This window comes from Bradyrhizobium oligotrophicum, assembly GCF_051168495.1.
Lineage (GTDB): Bacteria > Pseudomonadota > Alphaproteobacteria > Rhizobiales > Xanthobacteraceae > Bradyrhizobium > Bradyrhizobium oligotrophicum_A.
In genome coordinates, this window is the sequence record NZ_JBNPVB010000019.1 from 44,203 (window position 1) to 65,035 (window position 20,833).

Genomic DNA, 20,833 nt, shown 5'->3' on the forward strand with positions numbered 1-20,833 from the left:
CCATGCGTGTTTGCGACGGGCGCTTCGGCTGAGGACGACGTCCCCGCTCACGATCAGGGAATGGCAGCGGCGCCTGGGTCGCGCCACGTCTGCGCCTCGCGCATGAATCGGCCGAAACGCAGCGCCAGCGTCGGCAGCACCAGGAGGTTCAGCGCCATCGAGGTCGACAGGCCGCCGAGGATGACGATGGCCATCGGGCCCTCGATCTCGCGGCCGGGTTCGCCTGCGCCGAGCGCGAGCGGCAGCAGGCCGAGGCCGGTGACGAGCGAGGTCATCAGGATCGGCACGAGACGGTCGGCGGCGCCGGCGATCGCCGTCGCCAGGCTCCAGTCGCGGCCCTCGACGACGACCAGATGCTCGTAATGCGAGATCATCAGGATCGAGTTGCGCAGCGCGATCCCGAACAGCGTGACGAAGCCGACCATCGAGCCCAGCGACAGCACGCCGCCGGTCAGCGCCACGGCGATGACGCCGCCGACGAAGGCGAAGGGCAGGTTGATCAGCACCAGCACCAGGTTGCGCCAGTGCCCGGTGACGAGCGACAGCAGCAGCACGATGCCGATCGTCGCCAGCAGCGAGTTCAGTAGCAGATCGCGCCGCGACCGCGCCTGCGCCTCGGCGGCGCCGGTGAACTCGACATGTGCGCCCGGCGGCAGCTTGACCTCCTTGGCGATCTTTCTCTTGGCTGCGGCCACGAAGGATTCCAGATCGCGCCCGGCGACATTGGCGGTCACCGTCTGCACGCGCTGGCCGTTGCGATGGAGCACGACGTAGCGCCCCGCCGTGCCGTACACGTCGGCCACCTGCTTCAGCAGAATATAAGCGCCGCTCGAGGTCCGGATCGGCATGTTGCCGATCTCCGTCGGACGGGCGCTCGCGTCGGGATCGAGCTTGACGATGACGTTGAAGACGACGTTGCCTTCATAGGCCTGGCCGACCACGTCGCCCTGATACGCGGTGCGGATCAGTTCGAGCACTTCCACCGCGTCGAGGCCCCAGGATTGCAGATCGGTCGGGCGCAAGGTGACGTTGACCTGCGGCATGCCCGGCGGCGACTGCTGCTGGATGTCGATCGCGCCCCAGACCTCGCCGAGCTCGCGCCCGATGTCGCGTGCCGCGCGTTCGAGATCGTCGAGGTCGGGACCGAACACGTTGATGACCACGGCGGCATTGTAGCCTGACAGCGTCTCCTCGATGCGTTCGGTCAAATAGGTCTTGATCGAGACGTTGATGCCGGCGAAGTCCGCGAGGGCCGCGCGGATGCGCTGCTCGGCCCGTTCCTGTTCTGCGCCGGACAGGCCAGGCTTCAGATCGACTTCGATCTCGCTGGAATGGGTGCCCGCGGTGTCGACGCCGGCTTCGGCGCGGCCGGTATGCTGGGCCACGCTGCGCACCTCCGGCACATTGCGCAGGGCGGCTGCGATCAAGCTGCCGAGCCGCAGCGATTCGTCGAGCGAGGTGCCCGGAAGCGTCGAGACATGGACGATCAGATGACCCTCCCGCAGGTCGGGCAGGAAGGTGCCGCCGAACAACGGTACCAGGCCGGCGCCTCCGACCGTCACGAGCGCTGCGGCGGCCATGACCAATTTCGGAAATCGGCCGAGCCGCTGCAGCAGCCGCGCATAGTGGCGGCGTGACCAGCGCACCAGCGGCGGCTCGCGCTCGCCGCGCGGCTGTCGGCCGGTCAGCAGCATCATCGACAGCGCCGGCGTGACCGTCAGCGCGACGAGCAGCGAGGCCAGGACGGCGAGGATATAGGCGGTGCCGAGCGGACCGAACAGCCGGCCGGCGAGGCCCGGCAGCGCCAGGATCGGAACGAACACCAGCAGCACCGCGAACGTCGCGTAGGCGACGGCGCCGCGGACCTCGAGCATGGCGTCGTAGACCACGCGCGCCTCGCTGCGCGGCAGGGGCAGGCTGCGGTTCTCGCGCAGCCGGCGCACCACGTTCTCGACCCCGATGACGGCATCGTCGACCACCTCGCCGATCGCGATCGCAAGGCCGCCGAGCGTCATCGTGTCCAGGCTCTGCCCCATCCATTGCAGTGCCAGCACCGCCGAGAACAGCGACAGCGGGATCGCGGTGCAGCTGATCAGCGAGGTGCGCCAGTCGTAGAGGAACAGGAACAGGACGATGATGACCAGCGCGCCGCCGATCAAGAGCGCGACCAGCACGTTCTGCGTCGCGGTGTCGATGAAGGTTGCGGGCCGGAACAGGTCGGCATGCAGCTTGACCTTCTCGCTCTCCAGCGCCGGGCGCAGCTCCTGCAGCGCGGCCTCGACGCGCGCCGCGACGTTGCGCGTATTGGCGCCGTATTGCTGGCTGATCATCATCATGATGCCGGGCTGGCCGTCGATCAGCGCGCCGCCGATCGGCGGCTCCGGCGCGTTCACGATGGTGGCGACGTCGCCGAGCCCGACGCTGGCGCCGCCCTGGTGCAGCAGCACCGTGCGCGCGAGCTGCTCGGGTGTCAGCGACTGGCCCTGCGTCTGCAGGATGACGCGCTGATTGGCGGTGTCGACGAAGCCGGCTCCGCGGACGCCGGTGGCCTTGCGCGCGGCCGCCACGACGTCGTTCATGCCGACACCGAAGCGGACCAAATCGTCGGAGCGCACCTGGACCTGCAGCGACCGGATGTCCCGACCGTAGGTCGTGACCTGCGCCACGCCGGGCACCGCGAGCAGGCGGCGGCTCAGGGTCCAGTCGGCGATGGTGCGCAGATCCATTAGCGAGCGCTGCCCGGAGGTCAGCCCGATCACCAGCACCGTGCCTGCCGCCGGCACCAGCGGCGTCATCGAAGGCGCCCGCACGCCCAGCGGCAGGCTGCCGGTGATCACGGCGAGCCGCTCCGTCACCAACTGTCGCGCCCGGTACACGTCGGTGCCGGGCTGGAAGATCACCGAGACCACGGACAGGCCCTGGATCGAGGAGGAGCGCATGCTCTCGACGCCGGCGAGACCATTGATCGTGGTCTCGATCGGTTGCGTGACCAGCACCTCGACCTGCTCCGGACTGAGGCCGGGGGCCTCGGTCTGGATCGACACCTGAGGCGGCGCGAATTCGGGGAAGACGGCGTATTTGGCGCTGCCGAGCGAGTAGATCCCGTGACCAAGGATGGTGCAGGCGAGCGCCAGCATCATGCCGCGAAAGCGGATGGCGAACGAGACCAGCGCGGCCTGCGGGCCCGTGGCCACGCGACGAGCGTCAGTCATCGTCGCCGCCGCCGCGAAGCTCGCTCTTGGCCTCTTCGGACAACAGCACCTGCGCGCCGCGCAGTACGATCTCGGAGCCCGGCGGAATGTCCTGCACGACATAGTCGTCGTCGGACACCGGCTGGTCGGTGCGGATCGGATGCCGCCTGAAGGTCTCGGGGCCGGCGCGCAGATAGACCCAGGCGCGGCCCTGCCATTGCACGATCGCGGTGTCCTCGACGAACACGCCGTCATAGAACTTGCCGGACGGCACATAGGCAATGGTGTTCATGCCCGGCAGCAGCCCGCTGTCGCCGGCTGCGACGAAGTAATAGCTCACGCCCTGGATGCGGGGGTCCGTTCGCGGGGCGGGGGACAGATAGCGCAGATCGATGTTGGCGCTGCGCGTCGGCGCCTGCGCGAGCGCCGAGCGCGGCGGCTCGGCCAAGGTGACGCCCGGCGGCAGCGTGACCTGCACCAGCAGCTGCTCGCGTTCGATCAGCTGCACCACCTGGGGCGCGCGCTCGACGATTCCCCTCCCGATCACCGCGCCCCATTCCTGCCGCGCCGTCGCCATCAGGGTCTTCACCTGCGAGTCCGCGGCGGCAAGCGCAGCCTGGTCGGTCCGGAACGTGCCCTCGGCGGCTTCGGCATCCTTCTTCGGCATCGCCGCCGACTGGACCAAATCGCGCGCACGCTCGAAGGCGAGCCTTGCAACATCGAGCCTCGCCTGCGCGGTCTGCAACTGGGCCTGGGCGTTGGCATAGCTGTTGGTGAGCTCGGTCAGCCGGGCGACGTCCAGAACCGTGCCGTAGGCGCGGAATTGCTCTGGGTGGGATTCCGCTGCCAGCATCGCGGTCTGCAGCCCGACCTGCTTTTGTTGCGTTGCGGAAAGCTTGACGGTGGCCGGCTCGCGCCCTGCCGTGCCGGCATTTTCAGCCTGCGCGTGACCGCACCAGGGTGGGGAGCTCAGCGTCAACAGGATCGCACCGCATGCGGCCACAGCTCTCATCGGATGCCAAACCATGCAGTGCCGGCCCGTCGATCGGGGATCGTCTGGACGACGTTATCGTCATTGCAACAACAGCTACTTCAGCTCTTGCGGCGTTTCAAGCAGCGCCCGGCCGGGGCGCCAACGCCCGACTGCGGCGCACCACGGCGCGGGAATTGCGGCAGCTTGCTTTCCGGCCGGCCGCAGGCGCGGCACGTCGATGGCCGAACCTTGGCTGGAGCCGTGCCGCGGCATGGGGATTGGGTGGCGCGCGCACGTCCGCGGATTTCGTCTCGAGCGTTAGAAGTATTCTTAGACATGTTCTACCGTATTCGTCAGCAAGACGTACACGCTGCGCGTGTTGAAGTCGCTGCTGAACAAAAAGCCAAGACGAGCCAGCCCTTACGCGCGATTTTCATCATCGTGTAGTTCGGGATTTTTTCCCGATTCCCCCGCGGGATAGAGAATCGTCACATTCGTCTACCTGTCGGGTCATTGATGTGACCTACCTTCGCCACAAGCCTCCGCAACGAGTCGGATGTTCCATCGACGTTGCAGCGAGGAAAGCTTGTCCAGACCGAACCCACTCTCCGATCGGCCGGCGCGCAATGATCACGGGCAGGGTCATCCTCGTCGGCCAGCCACGCGCCGAGCCGGAGCCGGCGTTGCGGCCGAGCCGGGAAGGGGAGTTGCACGATGAGTCATCCGGTGCACGTACGGCCGAATGAGGCCACACCGATCGACCGCGCCGCGTCGCACGGACTCGCCGATCATGGCATGCGGCGGCTCGGGGCGCTCGGTTCGTCCGGCGCCGCGGCACCCGAGAACGAGGCCCCGCCGGAGTCCTGGGGGACGCAGGGCAGCGAAATGTTCGGCACCGGGGCGGCCGTCGAGCCGCTGCAGGACGTGCTCGGCAGCCTCACCGAAATCATCCGCTCCGACCGATCGTCCGCCGAACGCCAGCCGGATCATGCGCTCGTCGAGGATCGCGGCTTCGCTCTCGACCGCGAGGAGCTGGAGAGCCTGCCGGGCGTGGTGCTGAACACGTTCGACGTCGACGGTCCGGTGTGGCTCGCCGTGGAGGCGCTCGCGGCGACCGAGCCTCCGGCCGTCGAAGCCGATCTCGACATCTGGGTCGAGCCGTCGTCCGATCCGGACCGCAAGCCGTCGCCACGCGAGAGCATTCTGGTCACGGTCGACGAGATCGAGAAGAACCGCCTCACCTTTGCCCGTCACGCGCGGCCCGAGGACTTCTCTCCGGCTGCGGCCCTCGGCGCCTGGACCGGACGGCTGCGCCTGGAGCAGCGCCCGGATCTCGTCCAGCGGATCGAGCGCTATGTCGACGGGGCCTGGACCGAATGGGCCGACACCGAACGCACCCGCCGCCGCACGATGGCGATCCATCAGCGGCTGCGCGACATGGCCGCGGTGATCCGCGCCGATCAGGCCATGGAGATCATGTGGGGCATGGCGCTGTCGTCGTGGCGGCACGGCGGGCGCGAGTATGAGCTGCCGCTGTTCGAGCGGCCGGTCGAGATCGAGATCATCGAACGTCCGGATGCCGAGGTCCGGCTCCGGCCCCGTTTCATCGGTGCGACCGTCAATCTCAGGGCGCTGGATGCCGTCGCCCCAGACGCGGCGCCCGCCTCGCGCGACATGTCCGATCGCCTGATCGATGCGCTCGAGGAGCGCGCCGAACTGTCGCCATTCGTGCCGATCGGACTCGAACAGATCCTGAGCGCCGCAGGCGCGCAGCCCGGCCGCAAGCCATCGCGCGCCACTGACGGCGCGGACAGCGGTGAGGTGGAAATCGCGACAGGTCGCTGGGTGATATCGGCGCGGCGACGGGCGGAGAGCCTCGCGCTGCGCGACATCGAATGCCTCAGGTCTGCGATCGCTCATGCGCCGCAAAGCGAATGCTGCGTATCGGCGGCGGTGAGCGCTCTGTTGGCCGAGCCGGACGGACGGGGGCACGCCAGCGCGCGCCGGCATCTCTCCGGCATCGTCGGCGGTCCGATCGACATTGCGCCAGCGCCGAAGCCTGCGGTCGTCGAGCATGGCGATCTGTTCTTCCCGCTGCCGGCCGCAGCTGAGGATGCGGAGATCGTGCGCGAGCTCTCCCGGTTGGATGGCCTGGTGGTTCAGTCGGGCACCCTCGACGATCGGATTACGGCCCTCGTCAATGTCGTGTGCCATCATCTCGCGCTCGGCGCGCGCGTCCTGGTCGTGTCCAGGGACGAGACCGCGCTCTCGCAGCTGCACCAGAAGCTGCCGTCCGGCATTCGCGAACTGACGGTCAGTTCGACCGGCTCCGACAAGCACGTGCTGAGAAAGGCCGAAGCGCTGGCGGGCCGACTGCAGTCGATCGTCGACACGACGAACCTGCGCGATCATGTCGGTCAGATCGGCCGGCTGGAACGCGACATCATCTCGAAGCGCACGCAGATCGCCTCGCTCGACGACGAGATCGCCGAGATCGTCAGGCGCAATCTGCGGCTGGCCGGCGGCCTGCCGGAGCTGCCGTTCGAGCTGTTCGGGGGGCTGGTCGGCGAGCACGACGCCCATGCCTGGTTCACCGATCGTCCGAAGCGCCTGCTCGACGGGACCGATCCCTTGGTCGCGGCGGTCGACGCGGCGCGCGAAGCCCGGCTTCGGCTCGGGGGACGTCTCGCGCATATCGACGACGCGTTGCCGGAGGCCTCGGCGCTGCCTGATGCGGCCACGATCCTGCGCTTGCACGAGGATCTGCGGCAGCAGGCAGGACTGACGCCCGACGACGGCCGTGACGAAGATCTCGCGCTCGACGCCATCGCGACCTTCGGGCTGGACGCAACCAACCGCCTGGCGGCCGATCTCGACGCGCTGGTCGCCGGCCATCGCGCCATGGCCCGCGACACCTGGCTCGCGCGGCTGTCGCCGCTCGGGGCCGGAAAGACCGATGTCCCGGCCGTCCTCGACAAGGTCGTGGGATGGGCGAGGGACGCCTCGTTCCAGCTGTCGCGGAGCGTGGAGTTCGCGAAGCGGCAGGTGCAGGCGCCGGTCGAAGCCTTCATCAGGAAGGATGCGATCCGCGTCGTCGAACGGCTTGCGGCCGGCGAGAAGCCGTTCGCGCGGTTTACGCCGTCGCGGCGCGCCTTGAAGGCTGCCGTCGACGCCGTCACGCTGGACGGGGTTGCGCCGTCGACGCCGTCCGACTGGCGATATGTCGGCCGCTTCCTGCTGTGGCGGCACGAGCTGCATTCACTGCGTTCGCGCTGGACGTCGATCGCGACGAAGATCGACGCGCCGGCGATCCAGCTCGAATCCGCGCGCGCATTCGACGACCTCGAGCGCATCGTCAAAGCTGTCGAGGCCGCGATCGTGACGGCGGCGCTCGCCGTCCGCAACGTGGTCGATGCGTGCCGCAAGCTTTCGATGCTGGACGGCGAGGTCAGCGCGATGCTGGCCGACGTGCAGCGGCCGGCGGCGTTCAGCGCAGCCATCCGTAGCATCATGAACAGGGTCTCGGGGCCGCTGGTCGAACTGGCGCGGCTCGGCGAATTGTTCGGCGGCGGCTCGCTCGCCGCCGCCGTGCAGGCCGATGTGCTCTCACGGGTCGGCGACGCCGAGGCCGATGCCGCCGAGCTCGCAGCGTGCTGGACCGGCACGCTCGCAACGCTGGACGACATCCGCGCGGCCCGCGCGGACTACGAGCTGATCAGGACGGCTTGCCGGCTGGCGGTCGCAGCAGGCGCGCCGAATCTGGCTCATCTTCTGCGGTCGGCGCCGGCGGCGCATGATGCCAGTGACGCGGCGAAGCTCTCGGAGTGGATGACGGCCTGGAATTGGGCCGTGCTGATGCGGATCGAAAATCCCGAGGAGCGGCAGCTGCTGCACGATCTCGCGGCGCAGCGCCTGCGACTGGAGAAGCGGACACTGGCGCTGTTCGAAACCGTGATCAGCGCCCGCATGTCGCTCGGAATTGCGCAGAACGCGAGCGGCGCCGTCAGGCAGTCGCTGAAGCGGTTCAGGGATACGATGCAGAAGATGGCGTCGGCCTGCTCCGGACCTGCCGCGCGCCGTCTTCGCCTCGCCGCGCGCAGGTCGCTGGATGGCTGGCTCGCGGAGGTCCCCTGCCACGTGATGCCGGCGTGGCGGGTCGCCGAATTGCTGCCGGCAAGGATCGGCACCTTCGACCTGCTGGTCGTCGACCAGGCATCGCGTTCCGACCTTCGCGAGCTGACGGCGATGCTGCGGGCCCGCAAGGTTCTGGTCAGCGACGGGCGTCGCGACGCCATGCTGACAGCGGCGGGCCGCATCGCTGCTGCCATCGGCCGCAGCGATTCCAGGATGCCGCGTGCCATTCCGTCGGCGCTGCGCCGGCTGCTGCTGCCCGATGCCTCGTTGCGCGATCTCGCCGAGATCCTGTTCCCGGATCGCATCGTCGAGCTGCGCCCGCGGCCTGCCGATGTCGATGCGGCTTCTGTCGTGGCTCCCGTTTTGTCGGAGATCTCCAAGCCAGCCGATGCGCGGGTCGCCGAACTGCCGAAGGCGGCGCGGTTGCCCGCCGCCGCGCCGAAGCGACAGCCGGCGCCGCGGCAGGTGAGCGCGATGCATACGATCGAGGAGGAGATCGCCACCGTTGCGAAATATCTCTCGATGGCCCGCCGCTCCGGCGCAGATGGCGGCAGCGCGGCGGTGAGCGCGCAACGATTGGCGAGCCGTGCGGCGGCGCCGGGTGTCTCGCCCGAGATCCGCGTTCTGCGCCGGCGTCCGCCGCGTGCGCCTGCCGCCGACACCGTCGTCGGTCCTGCTCCTCCGCCACTGCCGCCCGAGCAGCCCCGCGCCGTGCAACCGGCCGGCCCCGAACAGGCCGGGCCGCGCGCGATGGCCGTGGGCGAGGCGCCGCTGGTCGTCGTCGACAAGCTGGAGCAGCTCCCGCAGCGTCCTGCCGAAGAGAAGACGACGGCGGTGGCCGAAGTGACGTCCGCAAACCCCGAGCCGGCGAAGCCTGGCGCAGCCGTGACCCCCGCAGCTCCCGCAGCGCCGGTGGAGGAGGTCAAGATCCATTCGACCCTGGTCGAGATGGCCTTCAAGTCTGCGGAAAACATCGCCGTGCCGCGCCGACGCCTGCCGAGCCGGCGCGTGATGGCCGTCGCTGCGGCCGGACTGCTCGCGATCGCCGGCGCGGCCGTTTCGTGGGAGCGCGCTTCGGAATGGCTGCAGCCATCATTGAGCGGTGCGACGGCGGCCGCTTTGCCCAGCGAGCCGGGCCCCCGCAAGGTCGACGCCGAACGGATCGTGCCTGACAGCCAGCCGGTGGTTGCCGCTTCGGCCGAAGAGCATGCCACGGTCGGGATGAGCGTGCCGGTCAGCGCGCCCGCGCAGGCCTATCTCTATCATGAGGATCCGCAGGATCCGAAGGGCAAGCGCTTTCCCGGCAAGGTCACGTGGTCGGTCGAGCAGAGCAAGGGGCCGCGGATCGATGCTTCGTCCTCGATCAAGGGTGAGATCGAGATCGAGAACGGCACCAAGGTCACGGTCTCGCTGCGGCGGAACACCGAGCTGGAGCTGCCGGCGAGCCATGTCATGGAGCTGAGATTCGACTGGGCGGATCAGGCCGTGACCGGGCTGGCCAGCATGAGAGGCATCGGCCTGAAGGGCGAAGAGGCGGAGCGGGGCACCGCGCTGGTGACGCAGACTGCAAAGGTCACGCCGAAGTTCTTCATGGTCGCGCTGTCCGCCAACGAGGTCGACGTGAAGCGCAACATCATGCTGCTCAAGGGCAAGCAGTGGTTCGACATTCCGATCGTCTATGAGGGCGGCAGCCGGGCGCTGTTGTCGATCGAGAAGGGCGCCGAGGGCGACCGCGTGTTCAAGGACGCGTTCGCGAACTGGGGGCAGTAACGGGATCGGTGGGCTTTCACCAGGCGAGGACGGCATGAGCGAGAGTTCGGCGTTGCAATGGCTGCGGGCACCCAGGCTCGCCGAGGATACCTTGCCGGTGGATTCCCACGCGGTCGCCTGCCGGCGTTGCGGCCGAACCGTGCAGGTGTCGCTCAGTCCGATGCGTCCGCCGAGCTTCCTGAGCGTCGAGGATCAGGTCGAGTGCCCCGAGGTGCAGGAGCGCTGGTCCGGCACCAGTGAAGGCGGGTTGCTGCTGATGATGTGCGGCGCGCTCGAGCAGTCGCTGGAAGGCGATTGGGACACGGGCGATGTCGATGCGGCAGCCCGGCACGAGCCACCGCCGATCATTCCGTCTGCGCGTCCGCGCGCTGTGCGTCAGGCGGTCGATCCCTCGCCGGAGCGGTGGGAAGATGGCGACGACGACGATGGCGAGGAGGCCGCAGCGGCCGGCTGGTGGCGTTCGCTGCTGGCAAGATCGGCAGGGCTCAGCAAGACGCTGGTGCGCGCCACGATTGGCTTCCTGGTCGTGAGTATCGTCTTCCTCGGCGGGGTGTTGCTGCCGCTGCGCGAGATCAAGCTGCTGATCCAGTCGCCCCCGGGACTGATGGGCTCCTCCGGCCCTCAGCGCGAGGCTCTCACCGTGGCGCCGCCCTCGCCGCGACGGGTGCTGCTGGAAAGCGCGACGGCGCCATCGGATGTGCAGCCGGGCTCACGCCCGCCGGCCAGCGGCTTCGTCGCACCGCGCCAGGTTGCGAGCGTCGAGGTGGCGCCGCCGGCCGCCGAGCCCGCGCCGCGCGCTGCGCCCGAGCCCGAGCCGAAGCTGCGCGTGCCCGATATGGTCGCGATCGCCGGCGGCACTTTTGCGATGGGCGGCGACGACGATTCCGAGCAGCCGGCGCATCAGGTCAGCATCCGGCCGTTCTCGCTCGGCAAGCATCCCGTCACCGTCGGCGAGTGGAAGAGTTGCGTGGCGGCGGCAGCCTGTCCCGACATCGCCGCCGGTGCCGACGATCGCCCGGTCATCAATGTCAGCTACGAGGACGCGCAGGCCTATCTGGCATGGCTCTCCAGGGCGACCGGCAGGACGTTCCGGCTGCCGACCGAAGCCGAATGGGAATATGCCGCCCGCGGCGGTCAGCGCACCCGCTACTGGTGGGGCGACCGCATGCGTCCGGGCATGGCCAGTTGCAAGGGCTGCAACGGCAGCAGCGATGCCGACACCGACCAGCCGCCGAAGATCGGCAGCGTGCAGGCCAATCCGTTCGGCCTGTTCGACATGGGCGGCGGCGTCGGCCAGTGGGTCGCGGACAACTGGCACAAGAACTACAAGGGCGGGCCCGCCGACGGAGCGGCCTGGCTCGAAGAGGGCAGCTACGCCCGCGTCATCCGCTCGGGGTCGTGGAAGAACGGGCCGGCCGAAGCGCGCGCCGGCAGTCGCGATCGCTACGATGGCCGCATCAGGCACCCGACCCTGGGCTTCCGCGTCGCGTCATCACCATAGGAGATTGGAATGTTGCGGACCACGTCTGGGCTAGTCTGTCTCATCCTGACCATGTCGCTCGCGCCGTCGCTGTTGTCGGCCAAGGGCACCAAGTCTCCGAAAGACGCCCGCGTCTACTTCATCTCGCCGGCAGACGGAGAGACCGTGACCGGCGCGTTCATCTGCCGGTTTGGCCTGCGCAACATGGGCGTAACCCATGCAGGCGATGATTTCGCCGGCAGCGGCCATCATCACCTGCTGGTCGACGTCGATGAGACCATGCAAGCTGGCGACGCGATCCCGCGCGACAAGAAGCACATCCACTATGCGGCCGGCGAGACCGAGGCGCGGATCGAGTTGCCGCCCGGCAAGCACACGCTGCAGTTGGTGGTGGGCGACACCAAGCACTTCAACTTCGATCCGCCGGTGATCTCGGAGAAGATCATGATCACGGTGGGCAAGCCGAATGCGGGGGAAGAGCAGGCGCGCGCGACCAGGAGCACCAATGAGCGGCGCAAGCTGATGGAGCGGGCGGCTGCCCCGTCGGAGCCGCTGCCGCCCGCGGTGACGCCAGAGATGACGAAGTCGCCCGAGAGCTCGGACTTCATCAGCCGCGTGTTCTCCGGAAACAAGTGACGATCTCGACGCGCAGTGTCCTGCGCGCCGACGTGCGGCCCTCCGTGCGCGGATGTCGTCCGGCGCGCCTGCCGGCCGGTATCCTTCCATCAAACATCTTTCATGATCGCGCATACCGATTCAGAGCGTCGCGGCGGCCGTTCGCGAGCGGCTCCGCGCGGCAACGTCGCCGTTCGCACGGATGTGCGCTGAGCGGCGGCTGATCAGTCGCCGGCGCCCGCAAAGCGGACTCTTCCCCATCGATCCGACTTGCGAGAAAATCGCCGGGCTTCGGATTTTTTTTCTGAGGCCTAAGGTCGCAGTTTACGGCCGTCGGCTTCTTTCTCGCCTCATCGCCGTCACAGCTGCAATCAGGCAGGAGTGTGGTGTTCGGCGCATCGGCCGCGCGGTGTCGCGTGGGCGTGGAGCGCGGTCGTCGCGTTTCTCGGGTGATACTTGCTTGCGAATCAATATCACTTGCAAGCGACCGGAACCCCGCGAGGCCGACGACACCGGAAATGATCAGCAGCTTGCCGACATGGTTCGATCCCAGCTGGAGCGAACTTGCGCCCGCGCGCCAGCAACATTGCGGCGGCATGCTGACGAGTCCGGCTGCGCATGCGTGTCGGAGGCCCGCCGCCGCCGCAGACGACGTCCAAGTTTCGTTGAAATCTCCCTCCCCTTTGTAGCTCGCGCATCGAGCGCGCGTGGCGCCCGACGGCGCAGTCTTTGAGGAGGATTGATAGTGAAGGTCATCAAGATCGCGGTCGTTGCCCTCGCGGCGAGTTTCGTATCCGGCTCGGCGGCGCTTGCCGACGGCTACAAGGATTGCACCAAGCTCGACAAGGCATCGTGGAAGACCGTGGCCGACGCCGAAGCCAAGGCGAAGGCCGCCGGCTACGAGGTCCGCCAGACCAAGATCGAGGGCACCTGCTACGAGGTCTATGGCGTGAAGGGCGGCAAGCTGTTCGAGCTGTTCTACAGCCCCGAGGACCTCGCGCTGAAGCATACGAAGGCGAAGTGATCTGACGATCATGCGTGACGCAGGACAGGCACACCGCAGCGGCGCGTCCGAGACCCCGGCGCACCCGCGTCCGGACACCGTCGCGGTCTGGGATTTTCCGTTGCGCGTTTGGCACTGGGCTCTCGCGGCCTCCGTGCTCGTCGCCTGCGTCACGCCCAACACGTTCGACCGACTGCATCGGACGGCGGGCTATGCCGTCATCGGCCTGCTCGCCTTCCGGCTGATCTGGGGGCTGATCGGCAGCCGCCATTCGCAGTTCGCGCGGATCAGTCTCAAGCTGCGCGCGGCGCCCCAGTTCATCGTGAGCATGTTGCGCGGAGAGACCGGGCGCTATCTCGGCCTGAATCCGGCGGGCGCGGCGATGCTCGTCGTGATGCTCGCTCTCCTGATCGTCTCGGCCCTCAGCGGCGTCATGCAGGTCTCGGTCCGGTTCTTCGGCGTCGGATGGATCGAACAGGCGCACGCGCTGTCGTCCAATGCCATCATCGCCCTGATCGCCTTGCACGTGCTCGGGACGTTGTGGATGAGCGTGCTGCAGCGGGAAAACCTGGCCCGCGCGATGTTCACGGGCGTCAAGCGCGTGCCGGGAATCATTCGCGCGGCACCCGCCGCGCCGCATCCGAGCGCGAGACAAAGTTCGGATCCCGAACAAATCGTCGAGCATGTTTCGGTCGTGCCGGATCTGCCGCCGCCGCGCGCGAATCCGCCGGTTGTCGCCAAGCCGTCTGGCCCGGCGCGCATGCCGCGGGCGCTCAGCATTCATGACAAACGACTCGGTGTCGGCCGATGACTCGTTGCGGGCCGGCCGCGTGCGCTGGTCGGCAGAATGAACGGACGGAGACGCGTTCGATCCATTGTTCGTGCGTGCCGCGGCAACGATCGTGTGTCTCATATCAGTACAGCCGCACGGCGAACTAAGTCGCTTCGTGCCTCGACGTCGAGTTCAGCGATCAAGCCGGCCTTTTCACCGCGTGCGACGCGTCCGGCCGAACGCGGCACATCGGTCGTGCGGCACGTCGGCGATACGAAGCAATGACGTCAGCGCGCTTTTTCGCAAGCAGCGAGTTTGTCAAATTCGACACGGCAAATTGCCGCATTCGGAAGTTTATAGTTGTTCTACGAAGTGCCGGCGCCTTGTCGAAAAAAGGCAGCGGAGAAGACATCCGGCACACGGGTGAATTCGGGACAGGGACATAGGTCATGATTCTCTTTGATAAAGTATGGAGTGCAGGAGCCGCGGCGCTACTGATCACGGTGTTCGCGCTGCCGGCTGGCGCGGCCGAGACCACCATCGAGATCTCGGTGAAGGACAACAAGTTTCAGCCGGCCGAGATGAAGGCGCCGGCCGATACGCCGATCGTGTTCAAGGTCAAGAACCTGGATGCCGCGCCGGTCGAGTTCGAGAGCGAGCCTTTGCAATTCGAAACGGTGATCAAGCCGAACATGGAGGGCGTCGTGAAGATCAAGGCGCAGAAGCCGGGGCGCTACGAGTTCTTCGACGACTTCCACCAGGGCAACAAGGGCACGCTGATCATCGAGTGAGTCCGATCGTCGGCCTTCGCGGCGTCGTGGCGCGAAAGCGTTGTCGCGTCACCGCGGGCGCCGTGCCTTGCATGTTGCCGAACGCGACGGAGACGGTGCTTTTTGGAACGGGCAGGACGAGAGGCGCGCATTCCCAGACGTCGCACCGGTGGCGACGTCTCGCGGTGTCAGGAGGAGGCGGTGGCGATCACCGTTCTGCTCGTGACATTGTGCGGGGTCTCGCCATCCCATGGCCAGACCGTCGTCCCAGGTACTCAGGCCAGGGCCTATGCCGATCCGGGGACCACCGAGGGTGGGCCGGTGGTGATCGTTCCCGGGCGCCGCCGCCAGCCGGCGAGGCCCGCGAACGGCAACGGGCCGCTCGTCATTCCCCAGGTGATCGTGTCGCCGGGCGGCGACGATGCGGACCCCAAGCCCCCGGTGCAAGCTGAGGAGCGCCCGCAGCCGCGCTCACGCTCTCCGATCGACCCCGGCGCCGGCGCGCTTCCGCAAGCCGCGCGCCGCGAGGCCGCGCCGCGTCTGGCTCCGGTGCGCAACGGCTTCTTCGGGACGCCGTCAGCCGGGCTCCTGGTCGGCGGCTGCCTGTCGACGCCGGGCCGGCTGTCGACGACGAACGTTCCGAACCGCTGCCTCGACGCGCTCGCCTTTGCCGTCAGTCCGCCTCCCGCCACCCGGGGCGTGCTGCCGCGCAACCTGCCGCCGATTCCGCGGCAGGATGCGCAGCCGATTCCGCCCGTTCTCGCCGACAAGCCCAAGATGCGGCTGCCGCCGGTGAACAAGGGACAGAAGCCGCAGGAGCCGCAGCAGGCGCCGCCGATGATGGAGGAGGATCCCTACGAGCCCAAGGGCATCACGGTGGGAAACTTCATCCTGAAGCCTGCGTTCGAAATGTCGTCGGGCTTCGACAGCAACCCCGGACGCGTGCCGCAAGGCAAGGGCTCGGCCTTCGTCAGCGTTGCGCCGGTCCTGCTCGTCCGCTCTCAGTTCGAGCGGCATCTGCTCAACGCCGATGTGCGCGTCGGCTACGTCGACTATGCCAAGCTCCGGCAGCTCTCGAGGCCCACCGTCGACGCCAAGGTGAATGGGCGCTACGACATCACCGATACGTTTGCGCTCAACGGCGAGGGGCACGTTGCGGTCGACGCCGATGATCCCGGCACGCCGCGCTTCACCGGCCGCTTCGCGCGCATTCCGCTGGCCTCGACCGTCGGCGGCTCGGCCGGCGTCACCAAGCGGTTCGAGGATTTCGAGGTCTCGACCAAGGCGGCGATCGACCGTGTGGCGTTCCAGAACGCGCCGCTCGTCGACGGCCAGATCGTCAGCAATGCCGATCGCAACTTCGTCCAATACGGCTCGCAGAGCCGCGTCACCTACAATCTGACACCGGAGATCCGGCCCTTCGTCGACGTGGCCGTCGACCGCCGGGTGCACGACATCGCCGTCGACGCCGAAGGCTTTCGCCGCGACTCCACCGGCACGGCCGTCGAGGCGGGCGTGACCTTCAACTATGCCGACAAGCTGACCGGCGACGTCGCGGTCGGCTATCTCAATCGCCGCTATCAGGATGCGATGCTGAAGCCCGTCAACGGCTTCATTGCCGACGCCAATCTCACCTGGCAGTTCGCCAAGGAGACGGCGATCGCGCTCGGCGCCAAGTCGCAGGTGGTGGAGATCACCGAGCCCGGCATCTCCGGCGTGCTCAAGCGCGACGTCACCGTCGGTGTCGAGCACCAGTTTCAGCCCTGGCTCATCGGCACGTTTCTCGCCGGCTTCGGTCAGGACGCCTTCACCGGCACGAATCGGGTCGACGACCGCTATCTGGTCGAGCTCGGGATGCTCTACAAGTTCTCGCGGCTGCTTCAGCTCAGGGCGAGCGTCCGGCGCGAAGAGACGCGCTCCAACGTCAAGGAGAACAATCTCTCGGCGACGGTCGTGCAGGTCGGCGCCCGGGTGCAGTACTGATCCGCCGCGTGCGGACATCCGGGCACGCCGCTTTCGCGAACGCGCGCATCCGCAAGCACACCGCACCCGTCCTTACGAAAAACAGCGCCCGCGAGATCGCGGACGCTGTCAAGTCTTGGAAAATGCACGCGCCATCCGGCGCGCGACTACTTCTTCTGATTGAAGTTCACGTCGAGGCTGAAGCTGAACTGATCGTCGGTCAGCCCGGACGGCGGCGCCGGCACCGGATCGGAGCGATGGATCATCTGCAGCGCCGCCTGGTCGAACATCGAGTCGCCGGATGACTGCATCACGGAGGCCGACATCACCTTGCCGGCGCGGCTCAGCACCAGCGCGACCTTGACCGTGCCGTTGTGCTTCTTGCCGTCCGGATAGCGCTTGTGCAGCTCGAAATAGGCGCTGATCTTGCGGCCCCAGTCGCTGGTCAGTTTCTGCTTGTCCTTGCCCATGCCAGGATTGGGCGCCTTCGCTGTCTCGGCCGGAGGCGCAGCCTCATCCAGGGCCTTCCGGGCTGATTCCTCCTGGGCGGCCGATGCGACGGAGGCCTCGGCCTGCTGCTGGGCCTGCTGCTGCTCCTCCTTCTCGGGCTTCTTCGGATCGTTCATGGTGACGACCCGGTCGGCCTCCTCCTCGGTCTCGGTCGGCTTGTCCTTGACCGCGTCCGACTCCTTGACCTCCGCGGTCTGCTGCATCTGCTCGGGCGCCGCTTCAGCCGCATCGCTGTCGGGACCAGGTGGAAGATCGTTGTCTTCCACCTGCGGTGAGGCCATCTCGAGTGCGAACTCGGCGCCGGCGGCACCCAGACCGCCCTCGGTCTCCTGTCCGCTGAGATGGACGACCGCGAGCGCAGCTCCGCCACCATGCAGCATCAGCGCCCCGATCGCGGCTGAGATCCACAAGCGGCGGGTCGCTCCTTGATACTTGTGTTCGACCATTCGTCTATGTCCGTCGTTGCACTGGTTTCAATGGGCGGCCGGTGCGGCAGCCTGTGAGACGCCTTCGACCGTGACGAGCTTGATCTTCGGATAGCCCCCGGTTCGTAACAGCTCCATCACGTCCATCAGTTCGCCATAGGCCACCCCGCGGTCGGCGCGCAGGAAGATGAACTTGTCCTTGGCGGCTTCGGGTATGTGTTCGAGCGTGCTCACGAGGCTCGCCCGCTTCACCTGCTCCTCGCCGACGAACAGCGTCAGGTCCGGCTTGATGCTGACATAGATCGGCTTGTCCGGCTTCTTCTGCGGCGTGGCGCTCGAGGTCGGAAGGTCGACCGGCACGTCGACGGTCGAGAGCGGCGCCGCCACCATGAAGATGATCAGCAGCACCAGGATCACGTCGATGAACGGCGTGACGTTGATGTCGCTGGACTCGCCGAGATCATCGTCGCCATCGGCTTCGGATAGAGAGACCGCCATGAGCTACTCCGCTGCCAGCGCCATCGGAGGCGCAGAGTGGACGTGGATCGGCTCGAAGCTCTGGCCGTGCGGGTTGTGGTGGCTCTGGCCGCGATCGAGATCGCGCGACAGCATGCGGGCGGTGGCGCCGGAGGAGCGGCTGACGAGCTCCATGTAGCCCTTCGTCACGCGCGTGAAGTGATTGTAGATGATCACCGCGGGGATCGCAGCCACGAGGCCGATCGCGGTTGCGAGCAGCGCTTCGGCGATGCCCGGCGCCACGACGGCGAGGTTCGTGGTCTGCGACTTCGAGATGCCGATGAAGCTGTTCATGATGCCCCAGACCGTGCCGAACAGGCCGACGAAGGGCGAGATCGAGCCGATCGTGGCGAGCAGGCCCATGCCGGTGCGGCAGCGCCGGCCCTCGGCGCGCACGATCTCGGAGAAACGCGACGCGGCGCGCTCGTTGACGCCGTGCGGTGGCAGCTCCGACGACATCCTGATCTCCTGCATGGCGGCGTCGATGAGTGCGGTCATCACGCTCTGCCGTGAACCGAGCGCGAGCTTGGCTTCGGACAGCCAGCGCACGTCGTCGACCTTGCGCAGCGCGCCGCTCAGCCGCCGCCGCAGCGCGCCGAATTCGATGGTCTTGGCGATCAGCACGGTCCAGGTCGCGAGCGACGCCAGCGCCAGGCCGATCATCACGGACTTCACCAGGATGTCGGCGGCGAGGAACATCGACCATGGCGACAGATCATGCGGCACGTGAGAAGCGGCCTGCGCTCCGCCTTGCGCGGCGGACTGGCCCTTGTCCGCCTGATCCTTCTTGTCGGTGGCGGCCGCGTCGCTGACCGCTTCGGTGGCGGTCGACGTCTGGGCGTCGCTCGGTGCGGCCGCAGTGCCGGTGGGCGCCGGAGCGGTTGCTGTCGGAGCGGACGCTGCCGGGGGAGGGGCAGTAGCTGCGGGCGCAGGTGTTGCGGCCTGCGGTGCGGCTGCGGCGGCCTGGGCAACGGCCGGGCCGGTCGGTGCTTGTCCGGTCGTCACCGGCCTCGGTGCCGCGCTCTGAGCCGGCGCGCCCGTCGCCGCGGCGGTGTTGATGGAAACGGGTGCGGGTGCCGCCGCAGTTGAACTCTGAACGCCCTTCGCTCCAACTGCGCTCGACGGAGACGTCGCTGTGGTCTGCGGCGCCGTCACAGCCTGGCCAGGTCTCGGCGAGGCAGCCGGCTGCTCGGCATGCGCCATGGCGCCGGCCGCAACGGCGGCGATCACCGCTCCTACATGAAGAACGATCCTGAACATGTTGCTGCACACCCCTCGGTAGTTAACTTGTCTGTAATGCTTCTAGTCGCAACCGGGCTGTTTTGAGACGGCGCGTTGACTCAAAGCGGAAACATCGATGTCGGGCATCAACGCGTGAGTGCGATGCCACATGTAAAATCGAGACATGCGGCCAGCTCATCCGCCTTGGAATCCGATGGTTCCGTCCTAACTCCCTGAAAGTCCTGATGCGAGATGGTGCGGGTGGTGAACGCGGACGCCAACGCCGCCGTCTGTCACGCAATTGCCGCCGTTCGGTCTTCCATCAATTCTAATTAGTCGGGGCCGGCGCAGCTCTCGGCACCCACGGCCTGCGCGCGATGGATGCGGTCCGGAACGCTGGAACAGCAGTGCAATGCGAATCAACGATCGCATCAGTCCGCCGTCATCTCAGATGTAGGGACTGGTCCGCGACCCGACTGCGGGCCGTGATCATCGCAGACCACGATGCGCGGTGGCCTGCAGGTTCGCGAAGCGCACGCTGATCGCACGCTGTAGGCACGTAATCGACGTTGGAGGTGCGCTGCTCGTCATCGTCTGCATGTGCTGCGGGCAAGCCGTGACGGATTTGCAGGCACGCGGTCCGCGGGCTGCATCGTCGAATACAACTCGGCTCGTCTTCGACGCAGGTGAATGACCGATACGGGTGAGCGGCCGGACAGCGAAGAGAAGAAGGCGTGCCGGCGCGCGGCGGTCGCAGGGGGCGCGCGAAGCGGCTGATCAGGTCGCCGCCCAGTAGCGGATCAGGTTGTGATAGAGGCCCGTCAGGCGCACCAGTTCCGGATCATCGCGGCCCATCCGCTGCGACAAGCCTTGGATCGTGGTGTCGAGATCGAAGATCATGCTGCGCGCCAGGGGATCGCGGATCATGCTCTGCAGCCAGAAGAACGACGCCACGCGGGTGCCGCGCGTCACCGGCGTGACCATGTGCAGGCTGGAGGCGGGATACAGCACGAGGTCGCCGGCCGGCAGCTTCACCTCGTGCGAGCCGTAGAGATCCTCGATGACCAGCTCGCCGCCATCGTAGTCTTCGGGCTCGGAAAGAAACAGCGTCACCGACAGATCGGTCCGGATGCGCAGGCCGGTGAGCTTGTCGCCGCGCACGGCGTTGTCGACGTGAATGCCGAAATGATGCCCGGACTCGGCGCTGTAGCGATTGAACAGCGGCGGGAAGATCTGCTGTGGAATGGCGGCGGCGAGGAAGCGCGGATTAGCGGTCATCGCGGAAATGATGCGGTGGCCGAGCTTGCGGGCGACCTCGCTGTCGGGCGGCAATTGCTCGTTGCGCTTGACCATGGCCGACTGGGCGCCGGCGGTCGAGCGGCCGTCTTCCCAGTCGCTGGAGTCCATGATGTGGCGGAACTCCGCCACATCGTCTTTGCTCAAAATTCCGGAGACACAGACCAGCATGAACTCATCAACTCGATGTATGCT

The 20,833-nt window shown here is 67.5% G+C and carries 13 protein-coding genes; 7 read left to right on the top strand and 6 right to left on the bottom strand.

Annotated features, from left to right (window positions below; translation table 11 throughout):
- Positions 1-53: 53 nt before the first annotated feature.
- The gene (locus ACQR1B_RS28625; RefSeq protein WP_434835734.1) at positions 54-3,212 is read right to left on the bottom strand and encodes an efflux RND transporter permease subunit; all 3,159 of its coding nucleotides are present in this window, start codon (positions 3,210-3,212) and stop codon (positions 54-56) included.
- Positions 3,205-4,218: an efflux RND transporter periplasmic adaptor subunit gene (locus tag ACQR1B_RS28630; RefSeq protein ID WP_434835735.1), complete on the bottom strand. Its 1,014-nt coding sequence runs from the start codon at positions 4,216-4,218 to the stop codon at positions 3,205-3,207. The genes ACQR1B_RS28625 and ACQR1B_RS28630 overlap by 8 nt, the downstream gene beginning before the upstream one ends.
- Positions 4,219-4,878: 660 nt before the next feature.
- Between ACQR1B_RS28630 and ACQR1B_RS28635 the strand changes: the two genes are divergently transcribed.
- The 7 genes from ACQR1B_RS28635 (at position 4,879) to ACQR1B_RS28665 (ending at position 16,691) form a co-directional block, all read left to right on the top strand.
- The gene (locus ACQR1B_RS28635) at positions 4,879-10,068 is read left to right on the top strand and encodes an AAA family ATPase (protein WP_434835736.1); all 5,190 of its coding nucleotides are present in this window, start codon (positions 4,879-4,881) and stop codon (positions 10,066-10,068) included.
- Positions 10,069-10,102: 34 nt separating this feature from the next.
- A complete protein-coding gene (locus tag ACQR1B_RS28640; RefSeq protein ID WP_434835737.1) occupies positions 10,103-11,569 on the top strand; it encodes a formylglycine-generating enzyme family protein in 1,467 nt (488 codons plus the stop codon).
- Between the two features lie 9 nt (positions 11,570-11,578).
- The gene (locus ACQR1B_RS28645; protein WP_434835738.1) at positions 11,579-12,184 is read left to right on the top strand and encodes a DUF4399 domain-containing protein; all 606 of its coding nucleotides are present in this window, start codon (positions 11,579-11,581) and stop codon (positions 12,182-12,184) included.
- A gap of 724 nt (positions 12,185-12,908) precedes the next feature.
- The gene (locus tag ACQR1B_RS28650) at positions 12,909-13,187 is read left to right on the top strand and encodes a PepSY domain-containing protein (protein WP_434835739.1); all 279 of its coding nucleotides are present in this window, start codon (positions 12,909-12,911) and stop codon (positions 13,185-13,187) included.
- 10 nt (positions 13,188-13,197) lie between these two features.
- Positions 13,198-13,977, top strand: coding sequence for a cytochrome b/b6 domain-containing protein (locus tag ACQR1B_RS28655; RefSeq protein ID WP_434835740.1), 780 nt, complete (start codon positions 13,198-13,200; stop codon positions 13,975-13,977).
- A gap of 410 nt (positions 13,978-14,387) precedes the next feature.
- On the top strand, positions 14,388-14,729 hold the full coding sequence (locus ACQR1B_RS28660) for a cupredoxin domain-containing protein (RefSeq protein ID WP_434835741.1): 342 nt from the start codon (positions 14,388-14,390) through the stop codon (positions 14,727-14,729).
- A gap of 102 nt (positions 14,730-14,831) precedes the next feature.
- The gene (locus tag ACQR1B_RS28665; protein WP_434835742.1) at positions 14,832-16,691 is read left to right on the top strand and encodes an outer membrane beta-barrel protein; all 1,860 of its coding nucleotides are present in this window, start codon (positions 14,832-14,834) and stop codon (positions 16,689-16,691) included.
- A 146-nt stretch (positions 16,692-16,837) separates the two neighbouring features.
- Here the strand turns inward: ACQR1B_RS28665 and ACQR1B_RS28670 are convergent, their stop codons facing one another.
- From ACQR1B_RS28670 to ACQR1B_RS28685, 4 genes are all read right to left on the bottom strand, one after another.
- Positions 16,838-17,626, bottom strand: a complete 789-nt coding sequence (locus ACQR1B_RS28670; RefSeq protein WP_434835743.1) for a TonB family protein — start codon at positions 17,624-17,626, stop codon at positions 16,838-16,840.
- A gap of 27 nt (positions 17,627-17,653) precedes the next feature.
- Positions 17,654-18,103: a TonB system transport protein ExbD gene (exbD, locus tag ACQR1B_RS28675; RefSeq protein ID WP_434835744.1), complete on the bottom strand. Its 450-nt coding sequence runs from the start codon at positions 18,101-18,103 to the stop codon at positions 17,654-17,656.
- 3 nt (positions 18,104-18,106) lie between these two features.
- Positions 18,107-19,381, bottom strand: coding sequence for a tonB-system energizer ExbB (gene exbB / locus ACQR1B_RS28680; protein ID WP_434835745.1), 1,275 nt, complete (start codon positions 19,379-19,381; stop codon positions 18,107-18,109).
- Positions 19,382-20,119: 738 nt separating this feature from the next.
- Positions 20,120-20,809, bottom strand: coding sequence for a Fe2+-dependent dioxygenase (locus ACQR1B_RS28685; RefSeq protein WP_434835746.1), 690 nt, complete (start codon positions 20,807-20,809; stop codon positions 20,120-20,122).
- Positions 20,810-20,833 lie beyond the last annotated feature (24 nt).